This window comes from Candidatus Regiella endosymbiont of Tuberolachnus salignus (assembly GCF_964020115.1).
Classification (GTDB): Bacteria; Pseudomonadota; Gammaproteobacteria; order Enterobacterales; family Enterobacteriaceae; genus Regiella; species Regiella insecticola.
Window position 1 is genome coordinate 813,434 of record NZ_OZ026542.1, and the last position, 13,984, is coordinate 827,417.

The 13,984-nt window shown below is 43.3% G+C and carries 18 protein-coding genes and 3 pseudogenes; 16 read left to right on the plus strand and 5 right to left on the minus strand.

Features of this window, described 5'->3' with window-relative positions:
* Nucleotides 1-227: 227 nt before the first annotated feature.
* Both AACL30_RS04135 and AACL30_RS04140 read right to left on the minus strand, forming a co-directional pair.
* On the minus strand, nucleotides 228-506 hold the full coding sequence (locus AACL30_RS04135; RefSeq protein ID WP_339057816.1) for a helix-turn-helix transcriptional regulator: 279 nt from the start codon (nucleotides 504-506) through the stop codon (nucleotides 228-230).
* Nucleotides 507-519: 13 nt separating this feature from the next.
* A complete protein-coding gene (locus AACL30_RS04140) occupies nucleotides 520-1,272 on the minus strand; it encodes a thioesterase domain-containing protein (protein WP_339057817.1) in 753 nt (250 codons plus the stop codon).
* 108 nt (nucleotides 1,273-1,380) lie between these two features.
* Here AACL30_RS04140 and AACL30_RS04145 point away from each other — a divergent pair.
* Nucleotides 1,381-2,204 (plus strand): IS5 family transposase gene (locus tag AACL30_RS04145; protein WP_339057818.1). Its coding sequence is split into 2 segments (ribosomal slippage): nucleotides 1,381-1,768 and nucleotides 1,768-2,204, totalling 825 coding nucleotides; the frame shifts between segments, so codons are not numbered across the junction.
* Nucleotides 2,205-2,226: 22 nt separating this feature from the next.
* On the opposite strand, the pseudogene AACL30_RS04150 reads toward AACL30_RS04145, so the two are convergent.
* Nucleotides 2,227-2,649, minus strand: a pseudogene (locus AACL30_RS04150) (IS4 family transposase); the annotation flags it as partial.
* A 35-nt stretch (nucleotides 2,650-2,684) separates the two neighbouring features.
* Nucleotides 2,685-3,431 (minus strand): annotated as a pseudogene (locus AACL30_RS04155) (IS256 family transposase); the annotation flags it as partial.
* 66 nt (nucleotides 3,432-3,497) lie between these two features.
* Here AACL30_RS04155 and AACL30_RS04160 point away from each other — a divergent pair.
* Nucleotides 3,498-3,803, plus strand: coding sequence for a transposase (locus AACL30_RS04160; RefSeq protein WP_339057793.1), 306 nt, complete (start codon nucleotides 3,498-3,500; stop codon nucleotides 3,801-3,803).
* Between the two features lie 11 nt (nucleotides 3,804-3,814).
* Entirely contained in the window at nucleotides 3,815-4,666 is an 852-nt protein-coding gene (locus tag AACL30_RS04165; RefSeq protein WP_339058385.1) for an IS3 family transposase, read from the plus strand.
* Here the strand turns inward: AACL30_RS04165 and AACL30_RS04170 are convergent.
* A complete protein-coding gene (locus AACL30_RS04170) occupies nucleotides 4,649-4,828 on the minus strand; it encodes a hypothetical protein (protein WP_339057819.1) in 180 nt (59 codons plus the stop codon). The two genes, AACL30_RS04165 and AACL30_RS04170, sit on opposite strands and share 18 nt — an antisense overlap.
* On the opposite strand from AACL30_RS04170, the gene istA (AACL30_RS04175) reads away from it, so the two are divergent.
* The 13 genes and pseudogenes from istA (AACL30_RS04175) (at nucleotide 4,827) to AACL30_RS04235 (ending at nucleotide 13,922) form a co-directional block, all read left to right on the plus strand.
* On the plus strand, nucleotides 4,827-6,005 hold the full coding sequence (istA, locus tag AACL30_RS04175) for an IS21 family transposase (protein ID WP_339056344.1): 1,179 nt from the start codon (nucleotides 4,827-4,829) through the stop codon (nucleotides 6,003-6,005). The two genes, AACL30_RS04170 and istA (AACL30_RS04175), sit on opposite strands and share 2 nt — an antisense overlap.
* The gene (istB, locus tag AACL30_RS04180) at nucleotides 6,002-6,799 is read left to right on the plus strand and encodes an IS21-like element helper ATPase IstB (RefSeq protein WP_339058365.1); all 798 of its coding nucleotides are present in this window, start codon (nucleotides 6,002-6,004) and stop codon (nucleotides 6,797-6,799) included. The genes istA (AACL30_RS04175) and istB (AACL30_RS04180) overlap by 4 nt, the downstream gene beginning before the upstream one ends.
* Nucleotides 6,800-6,943: 144 nt before the next feature.
* Nucleotides 6,944-7,768, plus strand: coding sequence for a Fic family protein (locus AACL30_RS04185; protein WP_339057820.1), 825 nt, complete (start codon nucleotides 6,944-6,946; stop codon nucleotides 7,766-7,768).
* Nucleotides 7,769-7,830: 62 nt separating this feature from the next.
* Nucleotides 7,831-8,484, plus strand: a complete 654-nt coding sequence (gene istA, locus AACL30_RS04190) for an IS21 family transposase (protein ID WP_339057821.1) — start codon at nucleotides 7,831-7,833, stop codon at nucleotides 8,482-8,484.
* Nucleotides 8,485-8,546: 62 nt separating this feature from the next.
* The gene (gene istA, locus AACL30_RS04195; RefSeq protein ID WP_339056344.1) at nucleotides 8,547-9,725 is read left to right on the plus strand and encodes an IS21 family transposase; all 1,179 of its coding nucleotides are present in this window, start codon (nucleotides 8,547-8,549) and stop codon (nucleotides 9,723-9,725) included.
* The gene (gene istB, locus AACL30_RS04200) at nucleotides 9,722-10,519 is read left to right on the plus strand and encodes an IS21-like element helper ATPase IstB (protein WP_339058365.1); all 798 of its coding nucleotides are present in this window, start codon (nucleotides 9,722-9,724) and stop codon (nucleotides 10,517-10,519) included. The genes istA (AACL30_RS04195) and istB (AACL30_RS04200) overlap by 4 nt, the downstream gene beginning before the upstream one ends.
* A gap of 90 nt (nucleotides 10,520-10,609) precedes the next feature.
* Entirely contained in the window at nucleotides 10,610-11,002 is a 393-nt protein-coding gene (locus tag AACL30_RS04205; RefSeq protein WP_339057822.1) for a hypothetical protein, read from the plus strand.
* A complete protein-coding gene (gene istB / locus AACL30_RS04210) occupies nucleotides 10,999-11,772 on the plus strand; it encodes an IS21-like element helper ATPase IstB (protein WP_339057823.1) in 774 nt (257 codons plus the stop codon). The genes AACL30_RS04205 and istB (AACL30_RS04210) overlap by 4 nt, the downstream gene beginning before the upstream one ends.
* A 109-nt stretch (nucleotides 11,773-11,881) precedes the next feature.
* Complete coding sequence (locus tag AACL30_RS04215) at nucleotides 11,882-12,010, plus strand: hypothetical protein (protein WP_339057824.1); 129 nt, start codon at nucleotides 11,882-11,884, stop codon at nucleotides 12,008-12,010.
* Between the two features lie 708 nt (nucleotides 12,011-12,718).
* On the plus strand, nucleotides 12,719-12,940 hold the full coding sequence (locus tag AACL30_RS04220; RefSeq protein ID WP_006707195.1) for a TA system antitoxin ParD family protein: 222 nt from the start codon (nucleotides 12,719-12,721) through the stop codon (nucleotides 12,938-12,940).
* Nucleotides 12,940-13,227, plus strand: a complete 288-nt coding sequence (locus tag AACL30_RS04225) for a type II toxin-antitoxin system RelE/ParE family toxin (protein WP_176487252.1) — start codon at nucleotides 12,940-12,942, stop codon at nucleotides 13,225-13,227. The genes AACL30_RS04220 and AACL30_RS04225 overlap by 1 nt, the downstream gene beginning before the upstream one ends.
* Nucleotides 13,228-13,261: 34 nt before the next feature.
* Nucleotides 13,262-13,387 (plus strand): annotated as a pseudogene (locus tag AACL30_RS04230) (DUF4158 domain-containing protein); the annotation flags it as partial.
* Between the two features lie 307 nt (nucleotides 13,388-13,694).
* A complete protein-coding gene (locus AACL30_RS04235) occupies nucleotides 13,695-13,922 on the plus strand; it encodes a hypothetical protein (protein WP_339057825.1) in 228 nt (75 codons plus the stop codon).
* Nucleotides 13,923-13,984 lie beyond the last annotated feature (62 nt).

Consider the following 13,984-nt stretch of genomic DNA (forward strand, 5'->3'; position numbering starts at 1 on the left):
CAACATTAAATAAAAGAGTAAGCCGGCAGCCCATAGCAGTACGTCAACAACAATGGATTCATTCATCACAATGACCTCCCATTTCAGAAATGTTAAATCTGCAATATGATTTCTTGAATAATGAATATTAAGGATTGATGTTATTTTTACACTCTCCATTATGGAGATAGATATTGTTGTTGAAATGTGTTAGGGCTCAAATGATATTGAGCCCATTATTTGATTGCTTACTTTGTTCTGTGTTCGATAGTGCATCTTGTGAGAACGAAAATAAACAAACGAATTTGAAATACTGCCAGTAAGTTATTGATTGAATAAAAATCTAACTTAACTTTGATGTCTTCTAGTGTTTGTTTTATCGTTGAATAGCTAACAGAACGTAAATGAGCAATTTCACCTTGAGATAAACCAAGACAAAACAACATTGCTGTTTCAAATTGTGCTTGTGTTAATTCAGGGAACACCTGATGAAATTCAGAGACGTTAGTTAAGTCAAAAATTCTCATATTGCGCCCTCCATTACAGGCTTACGTCCTGCCCAAACAAGGCGTTTGTCCTTACTAAAGGTGACGGAGGGGGCTGGTTAATTGCCTGAGTGACAGCTTGACCAAGGGATGACACATGCACATCCATCATAGACAGATGGTCGCCAGGGACAGGAATAACATGTATTTTTTCAATCGGTAAAACCTTATCCCAATTTAGTAAAGGACTACTGGACTCTATATCACCTTCCTTATTTATCGGTTTATCTTGTGCGATAAAAAGATGGATCGGGATGGGTAGTGGAAAAACTGAATAATGTGTCAGTGCTTCTTCATGTGCTAACAAACGCGCAATATATTGCTGAATTTCTGTATCAGAACGATCAACAAAATACCAGGGCAATAAGCTTAATTCGCGACACTTTTTAAGCAGTGCATCGAAATTGAGCTGGTCAATCTTTTCTTTCAATTCGTTAAGGCTTTCATATTTTTGTTTGGAAGGTGCTCCATCTGACAAGCCAGCCTGCTTACTGTTTGTGTTTTGTCGTCTTTCATAAAACTCTTCGCATGACGCAAGTAGACAATCGTTTAGTAATGTATGCTTTGAGCGCCATTGATGTTTTCTAAGCGTATTATGATTAGGACAAAAGGTATCAAGTAAGCCAAGAAACTCAACATACTGGTTTTCGCCAATAAGTTGCATGGCAATTTCATAAGCCACAACACCACCCAAAGACCAACCGACGAGCCGATAAGACCCTTCAGACTGAACAGCGAATGGGAGCAATAGACTTCGTTGTCCATTGTAAAGTATTGACTTTAATACATTAGACCTCTTCGGAAACTAGCATTCATATAAGAATTTTGGTAAAACACTCCTGAACAAGGAGCCGCCATGAAATATGAAGTAATAAAAGTACTGGAAGAGGAAAAATTTCGTCGCTTAACGGGTGTTAAACGCAGTACATTTGAAAAGATGATAAAGATATTGAATGAAGCAGATAAGAGTAAGCAAGGGAAGGGAGGTCGGAAACCCAAGCTGAGTTTAGAAGATCGCTTATTAATGGCACTGGAGTATATACGAGAATATCGCACTTACTTTCATGTCAGCCAAAGCTATGGCGTGAGTGAGAACACATGCTATGAAACGATTAAATGGATAGAGAATACGTTAATAAAGCATCCTGATTTTGCCCTACCTGGACGCAAAGCTTTATTAAAAAGTGATAGGGAGTATGAGCTGGTTCTTATTGATGCCACAGAAACGCCGATTGAACGTCCCCAAAAAAACAAAAGCAGTTTTACTCAGGAAAAAAGAAACGACACACCTTAAAAACACAAGTGCTCGTTGATAAAAAAAGTAAAGCAGTCATCTGTACAAGCTTTACGAATGGGAGGCGCCATGATTTTAGGTTGTTCAAGGAGTCTGGTGTGCGAATACATCCTGACATCAAAACAGTTACCGATACAGGTTACCAAGGGCTTGGCAAGATTCATTCAAACTCGGCGTTGCCTAAGAAAAAGACAAAGAAAAATCCCTTAACAAAAGAAGATAAACGCAACAATCGTGCGTTATCAAGCCAGCGTGTATTAAACGAACATGTCATTGGTATGATTAAAAGATTTAAAATTGTATCAGACCGTTATCGAAACAGGCGAAAACGTTTTGGATTAAGATTTAATCTGATTGCTGCAATTTATAATATGGAAATTAGATAAATGATAGTTTCCGAAGAGGTCTATTGGTTAACAACATCCAGTTCATCGGCTCTTCTCCGAGGGGAGTCGATTTTTCTATCACAGACACAGCATGTAATTTTAAATCAGGAAGCTTTCTCGTTTTATGTTTAACATTATTTCGTGGCGGATTCATTGTAAAATGATTAAACCGGACTTCTAAAATCGCTGTCCTTTTGGCCTTATTGTTACGAGCAGGGAAGTTAATTTTGATTTCTCCCTGGCAAGGTGAACGACTCATCAACGCCAACAATTTTTCGCCGCTCTTTTTAGAATACTGCGATTTCTTATTTACTGTTCTATCTTGACGTGCTCTTACTACAAAGGGAAAGGAGTGAGTTGAAGCCACTTCAAACAAATCATAAATATCTGCTTCTCTATCACAAACAGTAACAACCTTATTTTTCTCTAACTCAGGATAATGGTTGAGCCTGTACAAGATTCTGTGTAACTGCCCACGCCTCATAAATACACTGATAACCGTTCAGGGTATTCGATCATAAAGTGATTGAGAGCCTGACGCCAGTTTGGTATCGGCATTGTCCACTTTTCTGATGCAGATTCTATTGCCAGATAAATCACTTTTAATGCAGACCTATCATGTGCAAATATTTTGCGTTTTTTTATGGCTTTACGTATCACACTATTGAGTGATTCTATCGCATTTGTTGTATAAATCACCTTGCGAATTTCATCGGGATAAGTAAAAAATGTGGATAGGTTATCCCAATTTCTGCGCCAAATTTGTACCACTGTTGGGTATTTTTCACCCCAGCGTCCTTCAAAACTATCAAGCTCTTGCAAAGCATTTTCTTCTGTAGCGGAACGGTAAATGAGTTTTAGGTCGGCACAGAGTGCTTTTCGATCTTTCCAACTGACGTATTTGACCGAATTACGGACTAAATGGACAATGCAAAGCTGGATTTTTGTCTCAGGATAGACCGTGTTGACAGCCTCAGGAAACCCGGTTAAACCATCCATACAAGCAATTAATATATCATTTAAGCCCCGATTCTTTAACTCGGTCAGAATCGATAACCAGGTCTTTGCTCCTTCCGTCTCCGCTATCCACAAGCCAAGGCATTCCTTATGTCCTTCCATATTGATGCCTAGCGCGATATAGACAGATTTATTGACAACCCGCTTATCCTGGTGAACTTTAACGACAATACAATCCAGATAAACAATCGGATACAGATTATCCAGTGGGTGTAATGGTCTACTGTTTCCGGACACTTCTAAAGACCGCGAGTAAAATGTCTCTAGGAGAAAAAAATGAACAATAAAATTAAGCAAGCGAAATACAGTCTGGATTTTAAACAAGACGCCGCAAATTTAGTCATGGAAAAAGAATATACCTGCCAACAGGCGGCAGCCAGTTTGGGTGTTTCGTTAAGTGCGATAAGACGCTGGGTCAAAGCTGAAAAGGGAACCCTATCCCGCGCAGGCTCTGAGCAAGCGAGTCTGAGTCTGGCCGAGCGTGAAGAATTAATTCGCCTGCGCAAAGAGCGCAATAACTTATTGATGGAGCGTGAAATTTTAAAAAAAGCGGCGGTCTTCTTTGCGAAAGAAAACGGATAAGATTTCAGTTTATTCGTGAGCAAAAGAAGACCTATCCAGTGCGCTTGTTATGTCGTGTGATGAAGGTCAGTCGCAGTGCTTTTTATGAATGGAAAAGAAAGTCCCCTCAGGTAACCTCTCCAGCCATGATGGCATTGGAGCGGACGACGGTTAGAATATTTAATGAGCATAAACAAACACTGGGTTCACGCAGGTTGAAACTGAAATTAAATCTGGCAGGCTTTCAGGTCGGTCGCTTTAAAACACGTCGTTTAATGGCTTCGCTATCATTAATCGCCCGTTATCCGAAGCGTTACCGGGTGACAACAGACAGTCAGCATAACCACACGATTGCCCCCAATCTGCTGGATCGGCAATTTACCGTGAACACACCCAATAAGGTGTGGACAACTGATATCACCTACATCCGTACCTATCAGGGTTGGCAGTATCTCGCTATCGTAATGGATTTATACTCACGCCAAATAGTTGGCTGGACCCTGGCAGCGCATATGCGGACTGAGCTCTGTTTAGCGGCTCTACAAATGGCGTATTGGCGTAGAAAACCCAATAAGGGGCTAATTCACCACTCAGATAGAGGCAGTCAGTACACCTGTCGTGAATACGGGCAGCATCTGTCGGTTAGGGGCATGCAGGCAAGCCACAGTAGAAAAGGCCAGTGCTGGGATAATGCCCCCACAGAGCGCTTCTTCCGCAGTCTGAAATATGAATATTTGCACTACGAAGTGCTGAAGGGGCACCATGATGCCAACCTAAGTGTGTTGGACTATTTGGCTTATTACAATAGTAAACGTCCCCACAGTGTACTGGGATATCTTTCTCCCATGGAGTTTGAGCGAATACCATTAATCAAGGTGTCTTAAAAAAGTGTCCGATTTTACTTGACCACTACATGGGCGACTACGCCAGGTGGTTACTCGTGTCAGCGCTAATGATAAAAGACCGTAAATTGCTAATTTAATTTGTCCACTCAAGCCAGAATGCAGTTTCCTTTGTGGTGACAAAGCCATGAGGGAAATAAGCATGCTAAGAAGAGAGGACCACTACATGATAAAACAACGCCATCAACAGGGGGCATTTATTGTTGATATTGCCCATCAGATAGGGTGTTCAGAAAAAACGGTGAGACGGCACATTAGCTATCCTGCGCCGCCAACAGCAAAACGCGGTAAAAAACAGGTTGCTAAACTCGAGCCCTTTAAAGACTACATCGATTCAAGGTTGAGTGAACAGGTTTGGAATGCGGCGGTTATTTTTGAGGAAATCCGTGAAAAAGGCTACCGGGGTGGGAGTGCGATGCTCCGACGTTATATACATCCCAAACGTCCGCTCAGGGCCTCGAAAAACACGGTACGCTTTGAAACCCTCCCCGGTTATCAACTTCAACACGATTGGGGAGAAATCATCGTTGAGGTGGCAGGCTCTGCCTGTACGGTTAATTTTGCCGTTAATACGCTCGGTTTTTCGCGTCGCTTTCATGTCTTTGCTGCCCCTAAGCAAGATGCTGAGCACACGTATGAATCGCTGGTTCGCAGCTTCAATTACTTCGGTGGCAGCGTAAAAAATGTCTTGGTAGATAACCAAAAAGCCGCTGTTATCAAACATGGACAAAATGGCCACATCGAGTTCAATGCGGGCTTCCTGCAACTGGCTAATCACTATGGGTTTAGCCCTCGCGCCTGTAAGCCTTATCGACCGCAAACGAAAGGCAAAACCGAACGGATGGTGGGCTATGTTAAACACAATTTTTTCACTCGCTACCGTCAGTTTGAGAGTTTCGCTCATGTTAATCAACTGCTAGCGATGTGGCTGGCGAAAGTGGCAGACCAGCGTCATCTTCGTCAATTCAAGCAGACACCGGAAAATCGTTTTGCTGAGGAAAAAATAGCCTTGATGCCACTCCCTGCGACTGATTTCGATACCAGCTACTTCGACCTACGACAAGTGGCATGGGACAGCTATATCGATGTCAGAGGTAATCGCTATAGCGTGCCTTCATTCTGGTGTGGTCGTGCGGTTAATATTCGTATCGGTTTAGATAATACGCTACGTATTTACGGCGATGAGCAACTGCTCGCGACGCATCTCTTGCAGGAGGTAACGCAGGGCTGGCAAAAGGTGCCAGAACATCATCAAGCCCTTTGGCAACAGGTCAATCGAGTAGCGTCTCGTTCGCTCAGTGTGTATGAGGAGCTACTCTGATGGAAATGGAAAACTTGTTGATACGGTTAAAAATGGATTACCTGGGCGATGCGTTGGAGAGTTTATGTGAAGAAGCCACCAAGAAAGCACTGAACTACCGTGAATTTCTCCAGCAGGCATTAGCCCAGGAATGGAACGGGCGTCACCAAAAAGGCTTGGAATCGCGGTTAAAACAAGCACGTTTGCCGTGGATAAAAACCTTGGAGCAATTTGACTTTACTTTCCAACCAAGTATAGACAGGAAAATTATCCGCGAGCTGGCGGGGCTGAGGTTTGTCGAACATCATGAAAACGTCATTTTGTTAGGCCCACCTGGGGTAGGGAAAACGCATTTGGCGATAGCGCTGGCTGTCAAGGCAGCTACAGCTGGGCATCGGGTATTGTTTATGCCTCTGGATAGACTCTGCTGTACCTTAATGAAGGCAAAGCAAGAAAACCGTCTGGAACGCCAACTTCAGCAACTGTGCTATGCCAGGGTATTAATACTGGATGAAATCGGGTATTTACCGATGAATCGCGAAGAAGCTAGCCTATTTTTCAGGTTATTGAGCCGTCGTTATGAAAAGGCGAGCATCATTCTCACATCAAATAAAAGTTTTACTGATTGGGGGGACGTATTCGGTGATCACATTTTAGCAACTGCGATTTTAGACAGGCTTTTACATCATTCAACCACATTGAATATTAAAGGAGAAAGCTACCGACTCAAAAATAAACGCAAAGCAGGCATGTTGCCTATAAAAACGACTGATATTATCCAGGCGCCTGGAATAGAAACCCAACAGGAAAATTAGCAAAAACTGGACATTTTAAAGTAGCAAAAAGTGGTCAATCTAAAGTAGCGTTGACACCATCACCATACGCACACCAGTAGGCTATCAGCGCGATTTTCTAGAAAGCTACCAACCCAATAAAACACGCTATCTGTCTGAGCCATTGTGTCGCCAATTAAAAAAATGGGGGATACCGGACAAGCTCAACTCCCTGCTGGAACTTATGGTCGTGAGATCCTGAACCGCTTATTGATCGATTTGTCGTGGGCATCGAGTCATCTGGAAGGAAATACCTATTCCCGTTTGGATACCCGACAATTGATCGAACAGGGCATGGTTTCTCAAGGTAAAGCGGCCATTGAAACGCAGATGATCCTGAATCACAAAGCAGCTATAGAGTTGTTAGTCGATAATGCAGCGACTATCCGCTTTAACCGTTATACCTTGCTCAATTTACACAGTACGTTGTCGGAAAATTTGCTGCCAAACCCTGCTGACGAAGGCCGGTTACGTCAACATGCTGTTGATATTGGCAAGAGTGTTTACCGCCCCCTTTCTGTACCCGCAAAAATCAGCGAGATACTTGACAAAGTGCTGAATAAGGCAAATCAGATCAGCGATCCGTTTGAACAATCATTCTTTGTTATGGTTCATCTGCCTTATCTCCAACCTTTTGCAGATGTGAATAAACACACCTCACGTCTGTTGGGCAACCTACCAATGATCCGCGCTAATTTATGCCCTCTGACCTTCATTGATGTACCTGAACAGGCGTACAGTCGTGCGGTTATTGGTGTCTATGAGATGACTCGCATCGAGTTGTTACGTGATCTGTATATCTGGGTCTATGAACGCTCCACACAGGAGTATTTAGCCATCAAACAGAATCTGTCCGAACCCGAGCCCTTACGGTTGATGTATAGAAATATTATTAATCAAACGGTGAGAGAAGCTGTTATCCAGCGAGTGTTACCAACAATGCAAAACTGAGCCAAGCCAACAATTGAAATCTGAGCCACTTGTTTTCACCATGGTGCCTTTTCGGAGGTACTTTGATTTCAAAAGAAGAACTCATGAAAATTCAGATTTTGTATAAACAGGGGCTGTCACAAAGAGCTATCGCCAGACAACTGGGCATCTCGCGTAATACCGTCAAGCGGTATTTGCACAGCAAGATGAATGAGCCAGTTTATAAATCACGTGATAAGTCGTCTTCATTGCTTGCTCCATTTAAGTCGTTTCTGCACTCCCGTATTGCACAAGCGAAACCGGTGTATCTCTCCGGTGTCGTGTTATTTAGGGAACTTAAAGAATTAGGCTATACCGGTAGCTTGTCGTTATTACGTCAGTATTTGTATCTGTATCGTGGCAAACCTACACCAGAGCCCATCGTGCGTTTTGAAACCGAAGCCGGCAAGCAAATGCAAGTCGACTGGGGTCAAATGCGGGGAGGTAAATCTCCCCTTCATGCCTTTATCGCTGTCTTGGGCTATAGCCGAGCGATGATGGTGATATTCACTGATAACATGCGATACGACACACTTGAGCACTGTCATCGACTCACCTTTGATTACTTCCAGGGCGTGCCCCGTGAAGTCTGGTACGACAATATGAAAACGGTGGTGGTGGAGCGTGATGCTTATGGTGAAGGCAAGCATAAGCTTATGTCAGCGCTAATGATAAAAGACCGTAAATTGCTAATTTAATTTGTCCACTCAAGCCAGAATGCAGTTTCCTTTGTGGTGACAAAGCCATGAGGGAAATAAGCATGCTAAGAAGAGAGGACCACTACATGATAAAACAACGCCATCAACAGGGGGCATTTATTGTTGATATTGCCCATCAGATAGGGTGTTCAGAAAAAACGGTGAGACGGCACATTAGCTATCCTGCGCCGCCAACAGCAAAACGCGGTAAAAAACAGGTTGCTAAACTCGAGCCCTTTAAAGACTACATCGATTCAAGGTTGAGTGAACAGGTTTGGAATGCGGCGGTTATTTTTGAGGAAATCCGTGAAAAAGGCTACCGGGGTGGGAGTGCGATGCTCCGACGTTATATACATCCCAAACGTCCGCTCAGGGCCTCGAAAAACACGGTACGCTTTGAAACCCTCCCCGGTTATCAACTTCAACACGATTGGGGAGAAATCATCGTTGAGGTGGCAGGCTCTGCCTGTACGGTTAATTTTGCCGTTAATACGCTCGGTTTTTCGCGTCGCTTTCATGTCTTTGCTGCCCCTAAGCAAGATGCTGAGCACACGTATGAATCGCTGGTTCGCAGCTTCAATTACTTCGGTGGCAGCGTAAAAAATGTCTTGGTAGATAACCAAAAAGCCGCTGTTATCAAACATGGACAAAATGGCCACATCGAGTTCAATGCGGGCTTCCTGCAACTGGCTAATCACTATGGGTTTAGCCCTCGCGCCTGTAAGCCTTATCGACCGCAAACGAAAGGCAAAACCGAACGGATGGTGGGCTATGTTAAACACAATTTTTTCACTCGCTACCGTCAGTTTGAGAGTTTCGCTCATGTTAATCAACTGCTAGCGATGTGGCTGGCGAAAGTGGCAGACCAGCGTCATCTTCGTCAATTCAAGCAGACACCGGAAAATCGTTTTGCTGAGGAAAAAATAGCCTTGATGCCACTCCCTGCGACTGATTTCGATACCAGCTACTTCGACCTACGACAAGTGGCATGGGACAGCTATATCGATGTCAGAGGTAATCGCTATAGCGTGCCTTCATTCTGGTGTGGTCGTGCGGTTAATATTCGTATCGGTTTAGATAATACGCTACGTATTTACGGCGATGAGCAACTGCTCGCGACGCATCTCTTGCAGGAGGTAACGCAGGGCTGGCAAAAGGTGCCAGAACATCATCAAGCCCTTTGGCAACAGGTCAATCGAGTAGCGTCTCGTTCGCTCAGTGTGTATGAGGAGCTACTCTGATGGAAATGGAAAACTTGTTGATACGGTTAAAAATGGATTACCTGGGCGATGCGTTGGAGAGTTTATGTGAAGAAGCCACCAAGAAAGCACTGAACTACCGTGAATTTCTCCAGCAGGCATTAGCCCAGGAATGGAACGGGCGTCACCAAAAAGGCTTGGAATCGCGGTTAAAACAAGCACGTTTGCCGTGGATAAAAACCTTGGAGCAATTTGACTTTACTTTCCAACCAAGTATAGACAGGAAAATTATCCGCGAGCTGGCGGGGCTGAGGTTTGTCGAACATCATGAAAACGTCATTTTGTTAGGCCCACCTGGGGTAGGGAAAACGCATTTGGCGATAGCGCTGGCTGTCAAGGCAGCTACAGCTGGGCATCGGGTATTGTTTATGCCTCTGGATAGACTCTGCTGTACCTTAATGAAGGCAAAGCAAGAAAACCGTCTGGAACGCCAACTTCAGCAACTGTGCTATGCCAGGGTATTAATACTGGATGAAATCGGGTATTTACCGATGAATCGCGAAGAAGCTAGCCTATTTTTCAGGTTATTGAGCCGTCGTTATGAAAAGGCGAGCATCATTCTCACATCAAATAAAAGTTTTACTGATTGGGGGGACGTATTCGGTGATCACATTTTAGCAACTGCGATTTTAGACAGGCTTTTACATCATTCAACCACATTGAATATTAAAGGAGAAAGCTATCGACTCAAAAATAAACGCAAAGCAGGCATGTTGCCTATAAAAACGACTGATATTATCCAGGCGCCTGGAATAGAAACCCAACAGGAAAATTAGCAAAAACTGGACATTTTAAAGTAGCAAAAAGTGGTCAATCTAAAGTAGCGTTGACAGCTTAATCAGGCGTTTTACCAGTTTGCAAAAAGTATGGGGTTTATCCCGAAGCTTTGCCATACCTATCGGCCACAAACCAAAGGCAAGGTTGAACGAATGGTACGCTATGTCCGGGATAATTTCTTTCGTCCACTCAATACCAAGTTATTGGCGTTGGGCCTGACACTCGATACTGACACTGCCAATGAGCACGTCACGCTATGGCTGGAAACGGTGGCACACCAGCGGATCCATGACACCACCAGAGAAAAACCGGCACTGCGGCTTATCGATGAACGTAAAGCACTACAGGTATTACCTCCGAAAATAGTACCGATAACGCCTTCGCTGACCAACAAGAGCGCATTAGCTTCTCTCAATGGGTTGAGTCAGCAACCACTGCATCATGCTCTGAGCGTGTATGACCAACTGATGGAGACGATATGAACCTGCAATTATCCCGTATTGGAGAACTTACCTCAGCGCTGCAACTGCCGGGGATTGATGCAAATGCCTGCGATTTAGCCCAGCAAGCGGCGCAACAAGAGTGGGATTACCTGACTTTCCTGGAGCAGGCTCTGCAGTGTGAGAAGCGTTCACGCCATCAACGTAAACAGCATATGTTCACCCGAATGGCTGGATTCCCCAGCCTGAAAACGCTGGAGGACTTTGATTTTACCTTCGCCACTGGAGTGCCAAAAAAACAGGTCATTGAGTTAGCATCGTTGTCATTTATTGAACGTCAGGAGAATGTGGTGATGTTGGGGCCATCAGGAGTGGGCAAGACCCATATCGCAATAGCACTGGGTTACAAAGCGGTACAGGCAGGAATCAAAACCCGTTTTATCAGTGCATCTGACTTAATTCTGCAACTGGCCACAGCGCAGCGACAAGACAACTATAAACAGGTCATGCAGCGCGCTGTACAGGCACCCAGGTTGCTAATTATCGATGAAATCGGCTATCTGCCTTTTACCGTACATGAAGCCAAATTGCTGTTTGATGTTATTGCCAAACGCTATGAAAAAGCTTCAGTGATATTAACGAGCAACTTGCCTTTTGGTCAGTGGGGACAAGTCTTTGCAAACGATACAGCACTCACCTCGGCCATGTTAGACCGGGTACTACACCACTCACATATCTTGCAAATCAAAGGAGAAAGCTATCGTATTAAAGAAAAGAAACAAGCCGGACTAATGGATAAACCCAAACAGTAGTGGATCACTTTTAGATTGTTGCTGTGGATCAGTTTTAGGCTGTTGTTGACAGCGAGGACAAGAGCCTCTTAAGGTTATTCGTCGTGCATTGGAAAAACAGGTGCCTGAAATGGATCGTGAAAATGTTGAATATCTGGTGATAGCCGAGCTGCGCAGATTACACGAAGGTGTATTGGTGCGTTACGGTTTAAGTCGCTCTGAATTTTCATTGTGGCAAGCGCAACAGTATGAGTTTTAATTCGTTATTGGACATGAGTCGCACCCGCCTATTCAGCTCAAACTGGCAATAAACGAATTGCATAAGCCTATCGCATTTTCGATCGGGTTAGAGAAATGTAATGAACGTATCCCAACCCTTTAACCAAGGGCAGGAGATTGAAGAGTTAAGGTGTGGATCCTCACAGATTTTCGGCATCATTGTGCCCACACGGGATGCACAGTGCTCCCAGAAACTGGAGAACCCACAAGATGAAATATACACCGGTTGGCGTAGATATCGCAAACCCTGTGATTCAGATTCACTTTATCGACGAGCACCGTGGTGAGGTAGTTGACAAGCTTTACTATTAGGCACAAGTATCTTCATTGAGGTAGCGAGTGAACAAACAGAGAAGAGTGCAACCCACTATCGTTTGCGTTGGTATGTTAGCTCATTGTCTTTAAACAGGGCGGGATTTCACTTTGTATTATTTATAACCAACAAGGTTGGTATTTAAGCATTTTATAAGCTAAGTCTTCTCAAAAGTTTAATTAACATACAAAAATTGAGCATTTTACAACCTAAATTAGGTTAATTAATAAGCTAAATCCCACCCTGGCCTTTAAATGCAGAACAAGACCAGTAGTAACAGATAATGGGTTGCGAAAAAATGACCTATTTTTATTCACGGGTTACAAAAGGTAGTATATTGTTGTATATTGATGCAATTAACATCAAGGAGGCGCTATGGCAATCCCATTGAAATTATCCAATGAACTAGTAGATATGGCCAGGCCGCGCGCCGTTGCTGAACATCGATCCATTCCAAAACAGATCGAATATTGGGCGCGTCTCGGGAAGGTGGTTGAGGATAATCCAGAACTACCCGTTCAATTTATCAAGAGCACGCTGCTCGCTACTGCTGAGGCAGATGCGGGTCAACTGTCTGAATACCACATTGGTGTGTGATGGCGTTGAAGATTCTTAGCACACCAACGTTTAATCGCGTTGTTAAAAAAATGCATGCACGCGATAAAAAAGTGGTCGATCAGGTTGTCATGGAGATTACTGCTGCTCCTACCATCGGTAAAGAAAAAAAAGGCGATTTAGCAGGCGTGTTTGTTTTCAAGTTCAAAATCAACAAACAGGAAACTTTACTGGCATATCGACTTTTGCCAGATAAAAAGAAACCGCAAGAGGTTGTCTTGCTTAACATTGGTTCTCATGAGAACTTTTACACCATCATGAAACGGTAAAACCCTCTGAAAGATCTATTAGACCTAGGATTTTGAAGTCCAAGATGAACTTATTCAGCACTACACTTTCAATGAATCTGATCTGTCGTTGATCCAACAACGCGGCGATGTAAACTGTCTTAATGTCGCGATGCAGTTGTGTTTGTTATGTTTTTCAGGTCAAGAGGTAACTGCCTGATACTATGGTGCCTACATTTCTATTGTAATGGATCGGGCGATAATTGCACATCAACGCAATGTGTTGGTTTATAGTGCGCCGAACGAAAAAAACACGCTGAGCACATCTATGATGAACGGGTATCTATAGACTTGTTGCCTAATAAAAAAGAACGTTTAATAGAAAGTCATGCGGGTGTTATTTTTATCATCATTATGATTGAGATACATCGACAAATAAAATTAATATGATCGATTTATTTATTTTTAAATGGAAATGAATTAACACAAAGCTCTTTGAAAGAAATTCAATGCCCAGTAAGACAGGGGATCATCACGAATCAGAAAAAATATATGCAGAAATAGCAAAGCTTATGGCTGAAACATCAAGGATAAATGCTGAACTTTCTAAACTAGATTTGGACAGCAAGAAAACAGAGGCAGAAACCACTAAATTATTTTGGTATCTCGTAGCCATTGCATCGGGTTTTGTTGGTGCGATTGCTGCTATCACAGCCATTATTATTAAGTTAGTGTAAATTAACTCTCCGTAGGCGAGGTATCATTTTTTTAATTTATTTCTGCGTCCAATTCTGCTTTA

Excerpts from the sequence above, each read along its gene's own strand:
- AACL30_RS04160 (WP_339057793.1), top strand. The coding sequence starts at position 3,498 with ATGAACAATAAAATTAAGCAAGCGAAATACAGTCTGGATTTTAAACAA.
- AACL30_RS04205 (WP_339057822.1), top strand. The coding sequence starts at position 10,610 with ATGGGGTTTATCCCGAAGCTTTGCCATACCTATCGGCCACAAACCAAA.
- AACL30_RS04135 (WP_339057816.1), bottom strand. The coding sequence starts at position 506 with ATGAGAATTTTTGACTTAACTAACGTCTCTGAATTTCATCAGGTGTTC.
- AACL30_RS04220 (WP_006707195.1), top strand. The coding sequence starts at position 12,719 with ATGGCAATCCCATTGAAATTATCCAATGAACTAGTAGATATGGCCAGG.
- AACL30_RS04225 (WP_176487252.1), top strand. The coding sequence starts at position 12,940 with ATGGCGTTGAAGATTCTTAGCACACCAACGTTTAATCGCGTTGTTAAA.
- istA (WP_339056344.1), top strand. The coding sequence starts at position 4,827 with ATGCTAAGAAGAGAGGACCACTACATGATAAAACAACGCCATCAACAG.
- istA (WP_339056344.1), top strand. The coding sequence starts at position 8,547 with ATGCTAAGAAGAGAGGACCACTACATGATAAAACAACGCCATCAACAG.
- AACL30_RS04215 (WP_339057824.1), top strand. The coding sequence starts at position 11,882 with ATGGATCGTGAAAATGTTGAATATCTGGTGATAGCCGAGCTGCGCAGA.
- AACL30_RS04235 (WP_339057825.1), top strand. The coding sequence starts at position 13,695 with ATGCCCAGTAAGACAGGGGATCATCACGAATCAGAAAAAATATATGCA.
- istB (WP_339057823.1), top strand. The coding sequence starts at position 10,999 with ATGAACCTGCAATTATCCCGTATTGGAGAACTTACCTCAGCGCTGCAA.
- AACL30_RS04170 (WP_339057819.1), bottom strand. The coding sequence starts at position 4,828 with ATGCTTATTTCCCTCATGGCTTTGTCACCACAAAGGAAACTGCATTCT.